The 18,565-nt window shown below is 32.8% G+C and carries 20 protein-coding genes; 10 read left to right on the top strand and 10 right to left on the bottom strand.

What is annotated here, in order from left to right:
- On the bottom strand, window positions 1–669 hold a 669-nt coding region (locus tag PLI06_05000), incomplete at its 3' end, for a hypothetical protein (GenBank protein HOI76954.1).
- Window positions 670–822: 153 nt separating this feature from the next.
- Window positions 823–1,725, bottom strand: coding sequence for a DUF4897 domain-containing protein (locus PLI06_04995; GenBank protein ID HOI76953.1), 903 nt, complete (start codon window positions 1,723–1,725; stop codon window positions 823–825).
- 86 nt (window positions 1,726–1,811) lie between these two features.
- Here PLI06_04995 and PLI06_04990 point away from each other — a divergent pair, with 86 nt between their 5' ends.
- The 4 genes from PLI06_04990 (at window position 1,812) to PLI06_04975 (ending at window position 5,386) form a co-directional block, all read left to right on the top strand.
- Window positions 1,812–2,495: a DUF4013 domain-containing protein gene (locus PLI06_04990; protein HOI76952.1), complete on the top strand. Its 684-nt coding sequence runs from the start codon at window positions 1,812–1,814 to the stop codon at window positions 2,493–2,495.
- Window positions 2,496–2,563: 68 nt separating this feature from the next.
- The gene (locus PLI06_04985) at window positions 2,564–3,922 is read left to right on the top strand and encodes a deoxyribodipyrimidine photo-lyase (protein ID HOI76951.1); all 1,359 of its coding nucleotides are present in this window, start codon (window positions 2,564–2,566) and stop codon (window positions 3,920–3,922) included.
- Window positions 3,900–4,403 (top strand): hypothetical protein, encoded by a 504-nt coding sequence (locus tag PLI06_04980; protein ID HOI76950.1) that lies wholly within the window; start codon window positions 3,900–3,902, stop codon window positions 4,401–4,403. The genes PLI06_04985 and PLI06_04980 overlap by 23 nt, the downstream gene beginning before the upstream one ends.
- Before the next feature lie 2 nt (window positions 4,404–4,405).
- Complete coding sequence (locus tag PLI06_04975) at window positions 4,406–5,386, top strand: DUF523 and DUF1722 domain-containing protein (protein HOI76949.1); 981 nt, start codon at window positions 4,406–4,408, stop codon at window positions 5,384–5,386.
- A 1-nt stretch (window position 5,387) separates the two neighbouring features.
- Here the strand turns inward: PLI06_04975 and PLI06_04970 are convergent, their stop codons facing one another.
- Window positions 5,388–5,873, bottom strand: coding sequence for a pyridoxamine 5'-phosphate oxidase family protein (locus tag PLI06_04970; GenBank protein HOI76948.1), 486 nt, complete (start codon window positions 5,871–5,873; stop codon window positions 5,388–5,390).
- 146 nt (window positions 5,874–6,019) lie between these two features.
- Between PLI06_04970 and PLI06_04965 the strand changes: the two genes are divergently transcribed.
- From PLI06_04965 to PLI06_04955, 3 genes are all read left to right on the top strand, one after another.
- Window positions 6,020–7,417 carry an MATE family efflux transporter gene (locus tag PLI06_04965; protein HOI76947.1) on the top strand — a complete coding sequence of 466 codons (1,398 nt, stop codon included), beginning with the start codon at window positions 6,020–6,022 and terminating at the stop codon, window positions 7,415–7,417.
- 98 nt (window positions 7,418–7,515) lie between these two features.
- A complete protein-coding gene (locus tag PLI06_04960) occupies window positions 7,516–9,168 on the top strand; it encodes a DUF5711 family protein (GenBank protein ID HOI76946.1) in 1,653 nt (550 codons plus the stop codon).
- 49 nt (window positions 9,169–9,217) lie between these two features.
- Entirely contained in the window at window positions 9,218–9,556 is a 339-nt protein-coding gene (locus PLI06_04955) for a nascent polypeptide-associated complex protein (protein HOI76945.1), read from the top strand.
- Here the strand turns inward: PLI06_04955 and PLI06_04950 are convergent, their stop codons facing one another.
- A complete protein-coding gene (locus PLI06_04950) occupies window positions 9,557–10,726 on the bottom strand; it encodes an aspartate aminotransferase family protein (protein HOI76944.1) in 1,170 nt (389 codons plus the stop codon).
- Window positions 10,727–10,735: 9 nt separating this feature from the next.
- The gene (argJ, locus tag PLI06_04945; protein HOI76943.1) at window positions 10,736–11,923 is read right to left on the bottom strand and encodes a bifunctional glutamate N-acetyltransferase/amino-acid acetyltransferase ArgJ; all 1,188 of its coding nucleotides are present in this window, start codon (window positions 11,921–11,923) and stop codon (window positions 10,736–10,738) included.
- Window positions 11,924–12,117: 194 nt separating this feature from the next.
- Here argJ and PLI06_04940 point away from each other — a divergent pair, with 194 nt between their 5' ends.
- Together PLI06_04940 and PLI06_04935 are read left to right on the top strand one after the other, a co-directional pair.
- On the top strand, window positions 12,118–12,771 hold the full coding sequence (locus PLI06_04940) for a molybdopterin-dependent oxidoreductase (GenBank protein HOI76942.1): 654 nt from the start codon (window positions 12,118–12,120) through the stop codon (window positions 12,769–12,771).
- A 46-nt stretch (window positions 12,772–12,817) separates the two neighbouring features.
- Window positions 12,818–13,624: a hypothetical protein gene (locus tag PLI06_04935; protein HOI76941.1), complete on the top strand. Its 807-nt coding sequence runs from the start codon at window positions 12,818–12,820 to the stop codon at window positions 13,622–13,624.
- A gap of 81 nt (window positions 13,625–13,705) precedes the next feature.
- Here PLI06_04935 and PLI06_04930 read toward each other — a convergent pair whose 3' ends face one another.
- A complete protein-coding gene (locus tag PLI06_04930) occupies window positions 13,706–13,837 on the bottom strand; it encodes a hypothetical protein (GenBank protein ID HOI76940.1) in 132 nt (43 codons plus the stop codon).
- Between the two features lie 11 nt (window positions 13,838–13,848).
- Window positions 13,849–14,520 (bottom strand): rhomboid family intramembrane serine protease, encoded by a 672-nt coding sequence (locus PLI06_04925; protein HOI76939.1) that lies wholly within the window; start codon window positions 14,518–14,520, stop codon window positions 13,849–13,851.
- A 275-nt stretch (window positions 14,521–14,795) separates the two neighbouring features.
- On the opposite strand from PLI06_04925, the gene PLI06_04920 reads away from it, so the two are divergent.
- A complete protein-coding gene (locus tag PLI06_04920; GenBank protein ID HOI76938.1) occupies window positions 14,796–15,341 on the top strand; it encodes an arginine decarboxylase, pyruvoyl-dependent in 546 nt (181 codons plus the stop codon).
- 82 nt (window positions 15,342–15,423) lie between these two features.
- Here the strand turns inward: PLI06_04920 and PLI06_04915 are convergent, their stop codons facing one another.
- The 3 genes from PLI06_04915 to PLI06_04905 all read right to left on the bottom strand — a co-directional run bounded on the left by PLI06_04915 (window position 15,424) and on the right by PLI06_04905 (window position 18,562).
- Window positions 15,424–16,806, bottom strand: coding sequence for a PAS domain S-box protein (locus PLI06_04915; protein ID HOI76937.1), 1,383 nt, complete (start codon window positions 16,804–16,806; stop codon window positions 15,424–15,426).
- A 96-nt stretch (window positions 16,807–16,902) separates the two neighbouring features.
- Window positions 16,903–17,631 carry a 4Fe-4S double cluster binding domain-containing protein gene (locus PLI06_04910; protein ID HOI76936.1) on the bottom strand — a complete coding sequence of 243 codons (729 nt, stop codon included), beginning with the start codon at window positions 17,629–17,631 and terminating at the stop codon, window positions 16,903–16,905.
- Between the two features lie 46 nt (window positions 17,632–17,677).
- Window positions 17,678–18,562 (bottom strand): DMT family transporter, encoded by an 885-nt coding sequence (locus PLI06_04905; GenBank protein ID HOI76935.1) that lies wholly within the window; start codon window positions 18,560–18,562, stop codon window positions 17,678–17,680.
- Window positions 18,563–18,565: the final 3 nt, after the last annotated feature.

Below are 18,565 nucleotides of genomic sequence, written 5' to 3'. Positions count from 1 at the left end.
TTCTGACTTTTCTTTTTTTGATAATGTAAAGGCTTTAATTTCGTCCTTTAAGAAATATAGATCAATTTCTTTCTTTGCAATTTCGTAGTATTTTTCGCCAGATGTTTTATAGAATTCAAAATATTCTGAAGTCGCATGGTTCAAATTTTCGATAATATTTTTTTCATTTACAAAAAACATAGGTGCATTAAGACTATCAAATATAGTTAGATACTTATTTTTTTCATTAGTCATATACCGATTCTTAGATTGGAGGTCTTCAATAAGGTCTTTTTCACCTGATTCGCTCCATTCACTTGAAAATCCTATTTCTAGTCTGTCGAAGAATCGATTTATATATTTTAAATATTTGTTCTTATCGTTATTATCAAAATCCGTTTGTGATATTAAATCCAAGTAACTTTGCCTATAATATTTCATTAGCCCTAAAAACATTGAAAGAGTGACGCCTCTACTCCTATGTCTTTGTGCTTCGAGAATACCAAACGCAGCGATAGTGTCTTTAGAATAATCTTCATCAGGGCTTAAGTCTGGAATACCATTGTATTTTTTCAAACCTTCAATAAAACTTTCAGAAAGGCCAGATATAGAAAGTCTCCACGCTTCAACCAACGTTGAGGTATATTTAGTATAATCATTAGCTTTCGCATAATCAAGAATTCTCTGCATTAGCCAATCTCATTTGAAGATATTAAATCAATTAATTTGTTCATGGTTCTTAAAACAACTTACTATAAGTCTTTTTAATCTTTTCGAATTGATTATTTATATCATGATATTAGTAATATCATAATCATTTAAAATAATGATCCAATGAAAAAATTAATTCTTTAGGATTATTAAATTGTTTTTTCCATATTTCTGTTTAACTATTAATTCATTTTTCTCCATTTCAGAAATAATTTGGCTGATTTTGGATTTAGACATACCGGATTGCGAAACAATATCATTTTGAAAGCATTTACCTCCTGATGACCTTAGAATACTGATGACTTTTTCTTGATCAGATAGTAATATGGGCGTATTTTTCTTTTTTTTGTTCATGACAAAATAAAATGTCAGAACTATAACAATTACCAAAATACCGATAAAACCAAATAGAAAGATATTCAAAGAACCCAGTAATGATTTCTTTTCCAAGACAATTTTTGGTTCATTATTTAATAAGATTTTTGGACCGTACCAGAATATTGAATTTTCTCTTCTTTCGTTTGGCTCTGGATTAAGGCTAACAATTGAATATTCCTTGGGATATTCAATTACAAGAACTTCTCCTTCCTTCAAATGACTGCCTTCACTAAATGAGTCGCCTATCTGGATTATGTCTTTGTCTTTAAGGCCAAAGCCCTTCCACAAGAATTTGATATTTACAACACCATATTTTTTATTAATTGAATCAATAATCTGATAGTTCAAAGAAATATTCTCAATAGTCATTTCTCTTCCTGAAGAATAAGCTACTCTGTTTATTATGTTTTGAAGCGAATCTTTCTTTTTTTGAATAATAAAATTCTTATCCTCTTCTAATGCAGCCATGTATTCATTAAAGAAGTCAATATCTGCTTGAGTTTTTAGTTCAAATCTAGTTTCCAGATTCCACAATGCACTTCCATCTTCGTAAATTTTTATGTAGATGCTATTAGTTTCTTCACAAATCACACCGGGTACAGAAGAAAAAAATAAAATTGCGAAAATTCCAAATAGTGCTATGGCTTTATTTTTCATATTACCAACTTTTAATTGAATCTTATTAAACTTACTATGAAAATGATTCAAAAAACATATAAATGAATTTTTTTATCTTTCGTCTGATGGTAGACTATAATTTATCATTCAAAAAACCATTTTCTGACTTCAGAAAACTCCTTATTGGGATAGTTATCAATATAATCCCAATTGTGAACTTAATCTCGTATGGATACATACTTGAAAGTTCAGATATAAAGAGAGGAGAGCAGACTGACAAGATGGAAGAATGGGAAGATCTGGGTGGATTCTTTGTTAAAGGGCTTATGGCCTTTATAGTTTCATTGGTCTATGGTATCCCGGCTTTGATTGTTGCCGCCATTGCTTTCTTTGTAGCGTTTGGACCTTTGTTCGGCCAACTTATATCCATGGGAGCCCAAAGAGTTGAAATGATGAATCCCGAAGAGTTCATTCCAATGTTCATGCCATATTTATTGGCGGCATTGCCGTTGATAATAATTGTAGTTATCCTCATATTGATAGCTACATATGTGGCACCTGTTGCTGTTCTAAAATACATTAAAACAGATAAATTCTCCGAAGCTTTCAACTTCAAAGAAATATCCAAATATATATTTACTGGAGACTATATAATTGCATGGCTCTTAGTCTTGGTATTAAATTTAGGTTTAGTTGGGATATTATCAAATGTACCCTTCGTTGGAACTGCAATAGCATCTTTCATAACTGGCATGATAGGATTCTCTTTATACGCTGGAGTCATGATGGAAATAGATAAAAAGAATTAATTTTTATATTTTATTTTTTAACCGAAAATCATCTATACTTGAAAATCAATTTATTTTAAGGTGCAGAATTGATCCAAAATGAGCGAATAAAATTTTTAAATAACAAAAAAGAAAAAAACGGAGATTACGTTTTATACTGGATGCAAGCATCTCAAAGAACAGAGTACAATCATGCCCTAGAATATTCGATTATAAAAGCTAATTCTCTTAAGAAGCCAATTGTCGTATTTTTTGGATTAACAGAAAAATTTCCAAATGCAAATCTCAGAAACTTTTCTTTTATGCTTGAAGGATTATATGAAGTTGGAGAATCTTTGAAAGATATAGGAATTAAATTTGTTATTCAGAATATTTCTCCAGAAATCGGAGCAACAGAGATATCAAATGATGCATCACTTGTGATTGTAGACATGGGATATCAAAGAATTGAACGTCATTGGAGAAATTATGTTGCAAATAATATTGATTGCCCCTTAATTGAGATTGAAACTAACACAGATGTCCCCGTAGAAGAAGTTTCAACAAAAGAAGAATATGCTGCTGCTACTATCAGGCCAAAAATAAAAAAATTGCTAGACCGATATATTGTTCCTGTAGATTCGATTAAATCAATTAAAAGTTCTTTATCAATGGACTTTGACTCTTTAGATATAGACGACCCCGAGGAATTAATTAAATATCTAAAGATAGACAGAAGCGTAAAAGTTGTACCTAATTTATTTGGCGGGACATCAGAAGCCAAAAGCCATCTTGATTCCTTCATAAAAAATAAAATTGATAGATATGACGATTTAAGAAATAATCCAAATCTTGATTATTTATCAAATATGAGCCCATACCTACATTTTGGCCAAATATCTCCTCTCTACATTACATTGAAAATTATACAGGCTGAAAGCCCTGGAAAGGAATCCTATTTGGAAGAATTAATTGTAAGACGAGAACTTGCTATGAACTATGTATATTATAATCCTAACTATGATTCATATAAAGGATTGCCTGATTGGTGTAGACGAACATTAGAATTTCACGAAAAAGACCCTCGTGATTATATCTATTCTCTTAAAGAATTGGAAAATGCAAACACCCATGATCCATACTGGAACGCTGCCCAAAAAGAAATGGTATACACCGGTAAAATGCATGGATATATGAGAATGTATTGGGGGAAGAAGGTTATCGAATGGTCTAAATCCCCTATAGATGCATATAAAATCTTAATTCATTTGAATGATAAATATGAGTTAGATGGGCGTGATGCAAATGGGTATACTGGAGTTGCTTGGTGCTTTGGAAAGCATGATAGGCCATGGGCTGAGAGAAAAATCTTTGGGAATATCCGATATATGAACGATAAAGGATTGAAGAGAAAATTCGACCCGAATGCCTATGCGAAAAAGATAAATGACCATAGTACCAATATTTAGCTATGGAAAATCAAGAATTAATTGGAAAAATATTCCAAAAATAACTGCTTATTCTCTTGCTAAAACTGAAGTCAGGCTTCCAGATATGGCAATAGGAAAAGTCACTCTAATTGCAATTGCATTTGTTCGTCAGGCTCAAGAAATGATTGATTCTTGGGCTATTCCGTTTGAGAATAGATTTTCTAACAAAGAAAAGTATGCCTATTATGAAATACCGATGTTAGGTGGCATCTGGAGGGTATTCCGTGGTTCGATAGATGGGGGAATGAGGGCAGGGATTCCTAATGAAAAACATAAGAACGTCTTGACACATTATGGCAACTATAGAGACTATACTTCCTATCTTTTAATTGATAATCTAAATAATGGTCATGTTTTTCTTTTAGATAGAGAAGGTTTAATAAGATTCAGAGGAATGGGATTTCCATCTGAAAAAGATATAATAGAACTGATTCAAATTGTAGAAAGATTGGGTGAATAAATTTGAAAGATTTTTTAAAACCAAGAATTGTTATCAGCAAATGTATAGAGTTTGACGCATGTAGGTACAACGGGCAGATAATATCAAGTGATTTTGTAGAAAAATTAAAATCTTTTGCGGAATTTATCCCAATATGTCCTGAATTTGAAATAGGGCTTGGTGTGCCAAGAGACCCAATCAGAGTTGTTTCATTTGAAGGAGATTTAAAGCTGATACAACCAAAGACTGATGCAGACGTTACAAAAAATATGGTTGAATTTTCTAATTCTTTTTTAGACAAATTAACGGATATTGATGGATTTATTTTAAAATCAAAATCGCCTTCTTGTGGGATTAAAGATGTTAAGATTAATGCAGGAAGTGGAACTCCACCAAAAGAGTCCAAAGGCTCAGGATTTTTCGGCAAAGCTGTCTTAGAAAAATATCCCAATCTTGCGATAGAAGACGAGGGTAGATTACTCAATTCTAGGATAAAACAGCATTTTTTAACAAAGATATATTCATTAAGGAGGTTTAGAGAAATCAAAAAAGCAATGTCAAAGAAAGATTTAGTTGAATATCAGTCATACAATAAATTGTTGTTTGGTGCATACAGTCAAAAAGAAACAAGAGAACTGGGAAGAATTGTTGCAAATATGGATAAATATCCTCTGGAGAAAATATTTCAAAATTATGAATCTCATCTTTACGCTCTTTTTGATAAGCCTCCAAAATGCTCTCCTAATATAAATATACTGTTGCATGGATTTGGATATATATCTAAAAATCTAAATAAAAAGGAAAAGGAATTCTTTTTTGAAACTATAGATAAGTATAGAAATGGAAATGTGTCTCTAAGCGTACCAACTACTATTCTTAAATCCTGGGTTTTGAGGTTTGATGAAAAATATCTAGAAAATCAGAGTTTCTTTGAGCCATATCCTGATGAATTGTTATCTGTTGAAGATATTAACTCATGCGAAGTAAGGGACTATTGGGGATAGACTAGCTTTTCTTAAATGCTTTTATTTCTTCAACATCAGTTAGTTTCCAGACTATGCTCCTTTTTTCGTTAACAAGAGACTCTAAAGGTTCTTTAGGAGAATGACCGAGAGCTATCATTATATCTTTTGATAGATTTCTTTCTTTTATCATTTTAACAAAGCCTTTTCTGATTTCTTCATCATTTTTTTCATCATCAATCTGAACAAGTTTCCCTGAAAGAACCATGAAACTAAAATCCGAGAAATCCTTTTCATATTCCTCTATTTCTACAAGGACGTAAGGATACTCTCTAAAAAATGATATTTTTTTACCATAATTTGTTGATAAAAAGTACATATGACTCCCATCAAAAATATATAAAAGTGGTGCAATATATGGATATTTGTCTCCTCTAAAGGCAACTCTACAGAGGTATTGTTTTGAAATAAGTTTGTCATATTCTGTTTTCTCCATTTTTGGGAGTTTTACAATCTCATTCTTAATCATAATTACTATTAGGAATAAAACTATTAAAAATCTTTTCTTAAATATGTATTATATGGGATATTATTTAATATAATTTTTGCAAAAAATAGATAGATTTATAATTAGGATTTAGATTTGGAAGTCTATTAATTTGTATAGGCTTTCTTATGTCGGAAAATATTATTCAGAATCAACAAAAAAAACATACAGAGGGCATTAAGACACTTCTTGGTGATCCTAAAAGAGCAATAATAAAGTTAGCTATGCCGATGATTATAGCCATGTTTGTTCAAACTTTATACAATTTCGCTGATGCGTTGTGGGTTTCCTTTTTGGGGCCTGATGCGCTATCTGCAGTTGGATTTTTCTTTCCCTTCTTTTTCATGATTATGTCAGTTGGTTCTGGTATAGGGATGGGGGGAAGTGCTGCAATATCCCGATTTATTGGATCCAATAAGAAAGAAGAAGCCGATAATGTTGCCGCGCATACTATTGTATTAATGGTAATATTGGGAATTATTATTACAATCCCTTTTGTTGTATTTTCAAGAAATCTCTTTGATATAATGGGCGCTGGAAATGTAATTGACGACGCCACTATTTATGCTCAGATTATGTTCGCTGGGACATTACTTATCTTCTTCGCAAATGTTGCAAATTCGATCCTTAGGGGGGAAGGCGACGCAAAGAGGTCTATGTACGCAATGGCGTTTGGATCTGTATTGAATATAATACTTGATCCAATATTCATATATCCTCTGAAGATGGGGGTTGCAGGCGCAGCTTGGGCATCAATTATCTCAATGGCAATATCCTCTATAATCCTATTTTATTGGCTTTTCATCAAGAGGGATAGTTATGTTTCAATCAATCTTTCTAATTTTAGATTCCATAAATTTATTTTGTTAGATATATTAAGAGTGGGCGTTCCTTTCACATTATCTCAGTTACTTATGTCATTTTCTTTTTTAGGATTGAACTTAATTGTGGTAGCTGTTGCGGGAACAGATGGAATTGCAATATATACAACTGGATGGAGAATAGTAATGTTTGGATCACTACCCTTAATTGGGATGTCCACAGCAGTCACTGCTGTTACAGGTGCAGCATACGGTGCAAACGAAATAAAAAAATTAGATATTGCTTATATCTATTCTGTAAAAATAGGATTTTTAATAGAAACATTTGTTGCGGCAATAGTTTTTATCTTGGCACCACAAATTGCTTGGGTATTCACACAATCTGAAGGAGGATTTAGAATTCTTGAAAATCTTATCAGCTTCTTAAGAATAACTGCAATTTTTTATCCATTTGTGGCTTTTGGAATGTTTTCTTCAGCTTTGTTTCAGGGAACAGGCAAAGGGGTCAATTCTCTTATAGTTACTCTTTTTAGGACAATAATATTCTTGGTCCCTTTTGCTTATTTATTTGCTATACTTATGGATATGGGAATTAACGGCGCTTGGTGGGGGATTGTTACCGGAAATATTTTGGGAACATCAATTGCCTTCATTTGGGCAAGGCTATATGTTAAAGGATTATTCAAAAAGAAGTCTATTTCTTAATTTTCTATTAACTTGGTATATATTTTAACAATTTTCAAATTTGAATTGTTAATAGATAAATTCTTATACTAGTGTTTCTAAATATAATTGGTGTTTTAATGAAAAAAGTGTTAACTCAATCAATAGGAATTTCAATAGCATTAATATTGACTTTGTCTGTTTTGACTGTTTGTCTAGCAGATGAGACAGAAAGCACTTTTTGTTATCAAGTGCCTGACACTGTAAGAAGTCTATCTTTAGTTGCAAATGGATACTATACAGCAGCTGCAGCAGTAGGTGAAGATCCAGAAATATTCATTTGTGATAAAGATGGAGTTATATGGGGATGTAAAAAACGTGCCTTGGCCATACTTCTTACTTCTGATGGGAGATATACTGTTGTAGGAATGAACGATGGTGTAGAATTATATGATAACTCTAAAGCAGTGGACATTACAAAGAGTAGTTCTAGAGAAATTGTGGGGGGGCATTGGGAGCCATATTTGCCGGGAGATCCAGATTCAAGATATAGGTGGGTAGAGGATTATCATACAACCCAGAGCGCAAGTTATTCTTGTAATCCTTTATGGAAATATACTACTAAATTAGAAACAAGAATTCTTGCAATCAATGAAACTGCTTCATATATCCCTGTGGGAGCCGCCGATAAAGTATTTGTATTGGATAAACAAGGTAAATTATTCTGGGAATATCAAACAGACAGTTCAGTAAACTATATTTCAATAGTTGAAAACTATATCGCAGTAGGATCTCAGAAATCCGTTTATTTGTTCAAAACAAATGGAGATCTAATATGGACTTATTCTGTTAGCGGAACACCCGAAACAATAGCTATAAGTAGAACTGGGCCATATGTTAGTGTTGGAACAAATACCGGTAATATTTATTTACTTGATGCCGGAGGCATTCTTAAATGGAGCTATAAAAATAAATCTGCCATCAATACCATATCTATAACAGGATTAGGAACTTACATTGTTGCAGGTAGTGCTGACGGTTCAATCTTTTATTTTAATAGAGAAGGGACTAAATTATGGACATACAAGACAAATGGGCCTGTAAACAATATAGATATCTCTTCACAAGGGCAATACATTGCAGCAGGCGCAGATAAGGATGGATACTACCTCTTTGATTGGAACGGAAAGAAACTTTGGAACAGTTCAAATAAAGAGGTATATTTCTGGGCGATTCATGTAGCAGACGACGGGAAATGGCTTCTTGGGGGAAATGGAAAATATATGGGCGGTAATCCAGATATGAAAAATAGCAATAACGTTTGTTTCTTTAATACCGTTAATTTCGCTAAAGCTGGAGAACAACCAGATAAGAATACTGAAGTATCAACAACTCCTCAAGAAACTACCACCACTACTCAAACTACAAATAAATTTCCAACTGCAAACGCCGGAAGCGACTTTGAAACAAAAGTTGGCGATGCAGTTCATTTTGACGGAACAAAATCTACTGATGATGACGGAAACATAGTGGCGTACAAATGGGACTTTGGAGATGGTACTTCTTCAAATGACGCAGAACCCCTTCACCAATATGCAACAACAGGAGTATTTAAAGCAACACTGACAGTCACAGACGACAAAGGAGGCACTGGGCAGGATGTAATGTATGTAACTGTAAAAGAGGCGCAGTCCCAATCTCCAATCAAAGGCGTTCCTGGATTTGAACTACCAGGATTACTTGGGGGATCCACAGTTGCTTACTATTTAATATCCAAAAGAAAGAGAAAATAAATAGTTAACTTTATATTTTTTCTTTTATTTTAATTTTTTAGGTGATATAATGTATCCAAAGATGGATCAAAGAAAAATGCAGAAGATGATGAAACAGATGGGAGTATCTACAAAAGATATCCCTGCGGAGAAAGTTATTATTTTTACAAAAGATAAGAAAATGGTCTTTGAAAATCCTCAATTAACAGAAACTACAATGATGGGTCAAAAAACTTATCAACTTGCTGGTAACTACAGAGAAGAGCTAAAAGAAGTAGAGATTGCAATAAATGACGATGATATAGATCTAGTAGTTGCCCAAACAGGTGTAGATAAAGAAAAAGCAAAAAATCTTTTATTAAAAAATAAAGGAGATATTGCCGCTACTATCATGGAGCTTCAGAAATAATTATAATGATTTTTTCATTATTTCTATGGCTTCATCAATCTCCTTTTTTGATACTATTAATGGCGGAACAAGTCTAATTACTTTGTCTCGTGTGCAATTTATTAGTAGATTATTGTCAAAACATCTTTTTACAAAATCACTGCATAAATCATCAAATTCTATTCCAACCATAAGGCCCATACCTCTAAGATCCTTAACGTGGGGCATATCCAACATAAATTCTAGTTTATTAAGTAAGTAATCCCCCATCTTTTTAGAATTTTCAATTAATTTTTCTGATTCGATAGTGTTCATTACCGTTACTCCAACAGAGGTAGCTAGAGGATTTCCCCCAAAAGTAGTCCCATGATCTCCTGGTTTTAAAACATCAGATACTTCTTTTTTTGCAACAATCGCCCCTATTGGCACTCCTCCGCCAAGGGCTTTGGCTAAAGTCATTATATCAGGCTCAATATCATAGTGCTGGAATGCAAACCATTTTCCAGTTCTGCCTATACCACACTGTACTTCATCAAAAACAATCAATATTCCTTTATCCTCTCTAAGGTCAGAAAGTGTTTTCATGAATTCTTTTGAAGCGATATTAATTCCACCTTCCCCTTGAACAGGCTCAACTAAGAAAGCAGCAGTTTTACTATTAACTTTCTCAGCAATATCATTTACATCATTAAATTCTGCTTTAACAAATCCAGAGGGGAACGGTCCAAATCCTGCCCGATATTTGTCCTTGTCAGTGGTCATTAGTGTTGCAATTGTCCTCCCATGAAATGAATGTGAAAAATAAATTATCTCATCTTTTCCTTTCTGGGATTGAAAACGTCTTGTAAGTTTTATTGCTCCTTCATTAGCTTCAGCTCCACTATTACAAAAGAATGCCCTGTCAAGGCCAGACGTTTCACACAGTTTTTTCCCCAATAGGTACTGGGAAGGAATATGGTAAAAGTTACTCACATGAATTACTTTTCTCACCTGTTCGGATATACTTTTTACAATTTGTGGGTGTGCGTGTCCAAGACAATTAACGGCAATACCTGCTAAAAAGTCAAGATATTTTTTACCGTCTGTTGAATATATATAGCACCCTTCTCCCTTTTCCACTACCAATGGAAATCTTCCATATGTATTAAACACATAATTACTTTCCAATTTTTTTGCTTCTTCTAAGTTCATAATCTCACCTTAAGTATGGTATTCCGCATTAATTTTAACATAGTCATATGATAGATCGCAGCCCCAAGATTTGGAGGAATAATCCCCTAAGTTCATATTTATTACTATTTTAACAAAAGCCTTTTGTAGTGCTTTTCTCGATTCACTTTTGGGAACACCTGCTGCCTTTCCATTTTTTACAATCAATAAATCTCCGATCCATACGTCTAATTGAGTTAGGTCCATTTCAGCTCCTGAGTACCCCACGGCCGCTACAATTCTGCCCCAATTTGGATCTTCTCCAAAAATAGCGGATTTGACTAGGCTTGAGGAAATAACTGCTTTCGATGCTATATCTGCATCTTCTTGACTTTTGGCACCAATGCATTCACATTCTACTAGCTTTGTCGCCCCTTCTCCATCTCTTGCAATCTTCTTAGCTAACTCTATGCAGACATAGTCCAAAGATTTTTTAAAACTGTCAATTTTTTCTTTTGAATCAATATTTACGTTTGAAAGACCATTGGCCATTATAATCAATGAATCATTTGTGCTAGTGTCACCATCAACAGAAATGCGATTAAATGATTTGTTTACTGAGGATAAAAGTGATTCTTTTAGAATATCTGAAGGAACATTGGCATCTGTAAAAATAAAACATAACATAGTTGCCATATTTGGATGTATCATCCCACTTCCTTTTGTAATTCCAGATATTATATACCCGTCATTTTCGATTGTTATCTCTTTTTTAACAAGGTCAGTTGTTAAAATAGCTGTTGCTATATTCTCTGAAGCACAAGGAGAACTCTCAAGCATCGGTACAGTTTTTTCAATTGCACTTTTCATTACGTCCATTGGTATGGGCACTCCTATTATACCTGTAGAAAATACAAGACAGTTTTCATTTTTTATTCCTAATTTTTTACTTGCATACTCTGCCGTAAACAAAGCGTCTTTTATTCCTTCATCTCCTGTGCAGGCATTTGCAAACCCGCTGTTGCATACGATTGCTTGTGCCTTTCCATCAGAAAGAAACTCACGATCCACCATAACAGGGGCGGCCGCTGCTTTATTTTTAGTAAATACACCTGCAGCATTACACAATTTTTCAGAATAAATAATCGTGAAATCTAGTTTTTCTTTTTTAAAGCCGGCATGAACACCTTGGCCCTTTATTCCTTTTACCTTTGTGATACCACCATCCATAATATTCATTAAATCCCCTTTAATTAAGTATAATGAAAGATATATAAGATTAATGTTAATTTACTGACATTTTGAATATAAAAAATAAAAAAAGATAGGTATTTGAAATAAATTCTACGAATATATCTTCTAAATGTTTTATTTTATACGAAATACTGTTTTATAAATAAAAATATAACAATATAGCGGTATAAGGGGATAGTTTGAATAAAATAATTCTAGTAATTACTTTTTGTGCCGCAATATTGGCATCTGGATGTGCATCTCAAGAGAATATTAAGGAGTTGAAGTCTGTTGAGATTAGAGAATACAACGGAGAAAATCTTTCTTCATTTATAGAAGTTAGAGATGTTTCCATTAAAGGGCCACAGAAGATAGATATATCCACTTATAGATTGGAAATATCTGGATTAGTTAAAGAACAAAGAATTTACACATATGATCAAGTCATAAATACTCATCAAAAGTATCAGAAAGTTGTCCAAATAAATTGTGTTGAAGGCTGGAAATCAATAAATCTTTGGGAAGGAATATTACTAAAAGATATTTTTGATGAAGTCAGTCTAGACCCAAAAGCAAAAACCGTAATATTTTATGCATATGATGGTTATTCAACTTCACTTCCATTGGATTATATAATTAATAAAGACATAATCATCGGGTATAAAATAAATGGCGTAACGCTCACCCCCGATATAGGTTATCCATTCATTTTAGTTGCCGAAGATAAATGGGGATACAAGTGGGCAAAATGGATTACAAAAATTGAAATATCTGATAATCAGGATTTTAGAGGATACTGGGAGAGTAGGGGCTACAGTAATGATGCAGATCTAAACAACTCATTTTTTGATTAATTCACTTCTTAGAAAACCTTAAATCTTGTGCATTATACTTAATAACATGATGAATCCAAATAAAAAATCATTATTACAAATTTTTAATCTATTGGCAGTTTTTGCAACTATTTTTGTTAACTTTCTTGCAAATGCCCTTCCCTTGAATGGAAAGTATACTGGGGAGCTTTCTGATTCTTATCCAAATCTCTTCGTACCTGCGGGGCTTACCTTTGCAGTATGGGGGCTTATATACCTCCTTTTAATATTTTTCGGATTTTATCAGGCAAGAGATTTATTTAAAAAAGAAAAAATTTCTATGCCATTCTTAGATAAAATATCGTATTATTTTATCCTAGCAAGTATTGCCAATATCTTGTGGATTTTTGCTTGGCATTACGAAAAAGTGGCGCTGTCCTTAATACTTATGATGGTGCTTTTCTTATCACTTCTTACAATATTTTTGAGATTAGATATTGGGAAAACAATACTAGCAAAAAAAGAAAGATTTTTTGTCCAGATGCCATTCAGTGTTTATTTGGGATGGATCACAGTTGCAACAATTGCAAATGTTACAGCTCTCCTAGTATCAATTAACTGGGATGGATTTGGGGTCAGTCAAGTAATTTGGACAATGATTGTAATTATTGTTGCCCTAATTATCACGCTTTTGATGATTATCACAAGAAAGGATGTGGCTTATAGCCTTGTTGTAGTCTGGGCATTATTAGGAATTTACATTAAGAGAACTGATATCTCCTCTGGAATCCAAAATGATATAGCATTGACAGCTGCAGTATCTGCAATACTGATAGTCTTGGCAATAATTGTAGAAGTTGGAATGGATACCTTTATGAAAAAACAAAAATCTTAATTTTTATTCTTTTTCTTCACATTCAATGTGCACACATTAATAGGCATTATACTCCGATTGACTTATAGCTTTAACCATATCTTATCGTAATATTCCAGCTTTTAGTTCCGCAAGATTCTTTTCAATTGCAACATATATCAATGAGACTATAGAAGAATAAAAACTCCGTACTGATCTTCTTTTGTATAAGAGATTCAAAGGATTCTTCCTCATGAATAGTATCTTTAAGCTTTATCATAACGATTCTCCCATGTATACAGGGAATCGTTTTGAGCTCTTTTCTTTCTTCCACCAAATAGTATTATTAAAATAGCGCCCCCAACAAATCCACCAAGATGCGCCATATAAGCAACTCCTCCATATGGATCAGTAAAATTGAATAATAACTGTAGAACAAACCATATCACAAGGTAATAAAGGGCCTCAACTTTATATATTCTAATAAATCCAAAAGGTATTATTGTGCTAATTTTATTTTTTGGGTAAAGAATTATATATGCGCCTAGAACCCCCGATATCGCCCCGGATGCACCTACCGTTGGGATAATTGAATCAATATTAAATGCCATATGTGAAAAGGCAGCGATAATCCCACAGAGTAGATAAAAGATAAGGTATTTTGCCTTTCCAATAGTTGCTTCAATATTATCGCCAAATATTATAAGAAACCACATATTTCCTAAAAGATGGCCCCACCCGCCATGCATAAACTGATGAGTAATAATTGTCCAAGGTTCTATACCTAAAAGAAAATTTTTTGGAACAAAAGCAAATATGTTGTTTAATGAGTCTCCAGTAAGAAAATTAATTGCATATAAGACAATATTTGAGATTATCAATCCATATGTGATATAAGGTCTTTCCACCGAAAAATTTTCGTCTGCAATAGGGAACATATTACCTTGTCATTAATTAATATTTATAAGGTTTTAGAATATTAAAATAAATCTAATTTATTTACCCTTAAAAAGATTAATAATGAATTATAATTAGATTCTAAGTTATAAAATAACTCTATTTCTGATTTAAAGTTATAATTAATGTTTTATCTTTTTTTAATTAAGTTATTAGTAATCAATTTGATTAATACTTTCTATTAAAGGATTAAAGGTGTATTTGTCTAATAATTACGGCACAAAACGCTTAAATACCCATATTATAGTTTTGAATCATGGTGCCTAAAAGAGTGTTCTTTGTTAAAGGAAAAGGAGTTCACAAAGACCAACTTCAGTCTTTTGAGCTTGCACTAAGAGAAGCCGGAATAGAAAAATGCAATCTTGTTTATGTATCAAGTATTCTTCCCCCTCATTGTGAGATTATACCGAGAGAGGAAGGACTTAAATGCTTGAAAGCTGGACAAATCACTTATTGTGTAATGGCAAGAAATGCTACAGATGAGCCTCATAGACAATTATCCTCTGCAGTAGGTCTTGCTGTGCCAGCAGAGAAAGGAACTTATGGATATTTAAGTGAAGTCCACATGTTTGGGCAAGATGAAAAGTTTTCTGGAGATTATGCGGAAGACCTTGCCGCTACGATGCTAGCAACGACTTTGGGTATAGACTTTAATCCAGATACGGCTTGGGATGAAAGAAACGAGATATACAAAGCAAGTGGTAAAATAATTGACAGTGAAAGCATTGCCATTGCAACTAAAGGCGACGCATGTGGTAAATGGACAACCGTCTTAGCTGCTGCAATATTCTTGATGGATTAACATTTCTTTTATTTATTATAATACTAATTTTTATATCAACAATAAGACATTTATTATTTTCTATTTATATTTTCCAAACGAATTACATGAAACTTCTTAAAAAATCTTTTGTGTCTTCTGAATCAATCCATCCCCTGTCTAATCCCTCTATCAAATCTTCAATTTTGTCTACTTGATTTAGTATTCTTTTATTCATTCTTTCATCTTCTATTTTAAGTTCGGCGTAGCCACTTATAATAGATAAGGGATTCCTTATGTTGTCAATTAAAAAGGCAATATATTGTATATTTTCTTCAAGTTGAAGCTGAGCTTTTTTTCTATCTGTAATATCCATAATTGCGATAATGTTTCCATTTTTAGGATTTGATGGATCCAGGGGACTGCTTCTAAGATGGCAATCAAAAACACTTCCATTTTTTCTTTTCCATCTTGTTTCTATATCTACCATTTTATTTTCTTCGTGGCTCATTTCTAGTTCTCTGCCTACATGAGTATATTCTTTTTCTTGTTCATATAATAATTTAGTATCGTTATTATTAAGCTCTTCATAAGAATAACCAGTCATTTCGCACATTCTTGGATTACACCATTGTATTTTTCTATCATTAATAAGTCCAATACCAATAGGGGCGGCTGCGAATATTCCATTTAGAGTGTTTTCTCTTGTTTGAAGTTCTTCTTGAATTTTTTTCCTTTCTGTTATGTCAATGCCCATTTCTACAGTAAGCATAGTTCCATCATAATCTTTGAATGGAAAATCGTAAATTTGGTAAGTTTTTCCATTGATTTGAGTTCTTTCACTAATATTTATTTTATTAGTTGAGAACACACCTAAAACAGGGCATGATGAACACGGCTCTTGGCTTCTATCTTCTAAACCATGGAATATCTTATGACAACTTTTTCCATCAGCCAAATCAAAATTATCTCTTAGATATCTATTCACGAATTTCATTGAAAGATCTGGGCCATAAACACATACATATGCAGGTAATTCTTCCAATAGAGAATACAATCTTTGCCTACCTGCAGTTATTGCTTCTAGTACTGTTCTTTTTTCCTTAATATTATTTAAAATTAAATGGCCCTTTATGCAATGCCCTTTACTATCATAGGCAATTTTGCCATTAATAGAAAACAAAATTTTTTTGTCACACTTCTTTAATATTTCAAACTCTACATTTTTTGCAACACCTTCTTCAAGGAAATTGTCTAAAAAATTTGTAAAATCATCAAGATAGTCGGGGCTAATAAATTTATTTAAATAATTTCCAATAAGTTCTTCTTCAGAATAATTTAAGTATTCAAGACAGATTCTATTAGCTTTTATAATCCTCCCGTGTTTATCAATTGAGATATAACCCAGAGGGGCGTTATCAAAAAGAAATTTGTAGCATTGATAATCTTCTTTGAGTTGTGCGATATCTTCTAACAATTGTTCTTTAGATTTCTCTTCATCTTTCATTTATGTATTCCCTGCCTAAGATATATAAATATTTTAACATTATAGAATACTTTGTATTAGGATTTTTTGCATGCCAATTTATTTATATAACTCCAACTATTTATTAATTCTTCCCCAAGGGCACACCTTTAAACATATGCCACAAACCATAACATCTAAATCAGGATCTTTTGAAAATTCTTGAAGTTTCGAAACACATTTATCTATGTCAAGGGCAATTTCTCTTTTCTTGGGATAGTCCTTGAAACTAGTAATTTTTAATGCTCCAACAATGCAGCTATCAATGCAATTTTGACATTCGCCACATTTGTTCTCTAAAGGTTTCCCCATTTCAAGAGGGGCATCTGTCAATATTGATGCAAAACGGATTCTTGGGCCATATTCTTTGGTTATTAAATTTAATGATTTTCCAATCCAGCCTACGCCAGCAGTTCTTGCAATAGCCCGGTGGGATATAAAACTCCTCCATTTCAAGTCTTTGAGAGGTTTTGATGCAGGTATGGGGAGCGCTTTATATTTTTTGGATTCTAAAAATCTTGAAAGACTGTAAGCTATAAAATCTAATCTGTCATTAATCATAACATAATGTTTTGCATAGATTGGCCTACTTTCTGGAAGTTTTTCAATAACTTCGTCCGGAGCTTTTAATCCTATGCTAATACCTCTGGAATAGTTTTCTAGTAGATTTTTGGGGTGGGTGTCATATTCTCTTAGTAACTCTAGATCTGCAATTCCAAATGTGTCGACACCAAGTTTATATGCCTGCTCTATTAATTCGCAAGTTAGATCAGAATCAATTCCCTCAGACGTTTCACTTTTTTTCATATGAATAACGTTATTATACGTTATATAAATATATTGCAATCTTTTATTACTCTTTCATTGCCAAATAATTTGATATAAGAATTAATCCGCCGCCTACAAATATACTTGAATTAAGATACTGGCTAAATACTAACATGGCTACGATAGATGCAACAACTGGCTCCAGAAGGAGTATTATACCGGCTTTAGATGCTTCTACTTCTTCGATAGCTTTGTAAAATAAGGAGTTTGGCACGAATACAGCAATTAGACAAAATAAACCAAAATACGCCCAATAAATAGTTGGGAAATTATAAGACAGTCTTGTTAGGTATTCATTATTATAGAAAATTTTAATTACGGGGAATAAAACTATTAACCAAATTAGCGATATAAAAGAATAAGCTGATAAAGTATTTATGTAATAATCTTTATTAACTCCTGTCTTTCTAGCAAAGATGACCCATAAAGAGAGGAATATTCCGGCTAGTAAAGAAGAAATCAACCCTTTTGTACTACCAACATTACTAATATTCCAAGGAGAAAGAAGAAAAACGACGCCAAGAAATGCAACAGTCACTGCTAATAATTTCATTTTAGTTATTTTTTCATTAAGGATTAATCTCCCAAAAAAAGTTGTCCATATGGGTTGAGTGTAAAGTAATATGGCAACAATAGCCACAGGAGTCCCAAAAATAACCCCTCCATATTGTGTCAATTGCAATAAAGCACCAATAAGCCCATACAGTAAAAAAAATAAAATATTATCTCGATTAAGGGGAAATGTTTTTTTAATAGCAATTATGGGTAGAGTATACAAAAAAAGGAACAATAAAGGATAGACTGAGATATCATAAAGAGAAAAACCAAGATTTGAAAAAAACTGTCCTCCTGGTATTATTAGACCAAAAAAAATTGCAGAAATGACAATGGTCCAATAGTTTTTTTTCATGAA

The sequence above is a fragment of the Methanofastidiosum sp. genome (assembly GCA_035362715.1).
In the GTDB taxonomy this organism is placed as follows: domain Archaea; phylum Methanobacteriota_B; class Thermococci; order Methanofastidiosales; family Methanofastidiosaceae; genus Methanofastidiosum.
This window is presented reverse-complemented; position numbering and strand designations above follow the sequence as displayed.

What these genes read in the sequence shown, in the direction of transcription:
- PLI06_04995 (HOI76953.1), bottom strand. Translation starts at nt 1,725, where the DNA reads ATGAAAAATAAAGCCATAGCACTATTTGGAATTTTCGCAATTTTATTT.
- PLI06_04990 (HOI76952.1), top strand. Translation starts at nt 1,812, where the DNA reads ATGGTAGACTATAATTTATCATTCAAAAAACCATTTTCTGACTTCAGA.
- PLI06_04980 (HOI76950.1), top strand. Translation starts at nt 3,900, where the DNA reads ATGACCATAGTACCAATATTTAGCTATGGAAAATCAAGAATTAATTGG.
- PLI06_04970 (HOI76948.1), bottom strand. Translation starts at nt 5,873, where the DNA reads ATGATTAAGAATGAGATTGTAAAACTCCCAAAAATGGAGAAAACAGAA.
- PLI06_04965 (HOI76947.1), top strand. Translation starts at nt 6,020, where the DNA reads ATGTCGGAAAATATTATTCAGAATCAACAAAAAAAACATACAGAGGGC.
- PLI06_04960 (HOI76946.1), top strand. Translation starts at nt 7,516, where the DNA reads ATGAAAAAAGTGTTAACTCAATCAATAGGAATTTCAATAGCATTAATA.
- PLI06_04955 (HOI76945.1), top strand. Translation starts at nt 9,218, where the DNA reads ATGTATCCAAAGATGGATCAAAGAAAAATGCAGAAGATGATGAAACAG.
- PLI06_04950 (HOI76944.1), bottom strand. Translation starts at nt 10,726, where the DNA reads ATGAACTTAGAAGAAGCAAAAAAATTGGAAAGTAATTATGTGTTTAAT.
- argJ (HOI76943.1), bottom strand. Translation starts at nt 11,923, where the DNA reads ATGAATATTATGGATGGTGGTATCACAAAGGTAAAAGGAATAAAGGGC.
- PLI06_04935 (HOI76941.1), top strand. Translation starts at nt 12,818, where the DNA reads ATGATGAATCCAAATAAAAAATCATTATTACAAATTTTTAATCTATTG.
- PLI06_04930 (HOI76940.1), bottom strand. Translation starts at nt 13,837, where the DNA reads ATGAGGAAGAATCCTTTGAATCTCTTATACAAAAGAAGATCAGTACGG.
- PLI06_04925 (HOI76939.1), bottom strand. Translation starts at nt 14,520, where the DNA reads ATGTTCCCTATTGCAGACGAAAATTTTTCGGTGGAAAGACCTTATATC.
- PLI06_04920 (HOI76938.1), top strand. Translation starts at nt 14,796, where the DNA reads ATGGTGCCTAAAAGAGTGTTCTTTGTTAAAGGAAAAGGAGTTCACAAA.
- PLI06_04915 (HOI76937.1), bottom strand. Translation starts at nt 16,806, where the DNA reads ATGAAAGATGAAGAGAAATCTAAAGAACAATTGTTAGAAGATATCGCA.
- PLI06_04910 (HOI76936.1), bottom strand. Translation starts at nt 17,631, where the DNA reads ATGAAAAAAAGTGAAACGTCTGAGGGAATTGATTCTGATCTAACTTGC.
- PLI06_04905 (HOI76935.1), bottom strand. Translation starts at nt 18,562, where the DNA reads ATGAAAAAAAACTATTGGACCATTGTCATTTCTGCAATTTTTTTTGGT.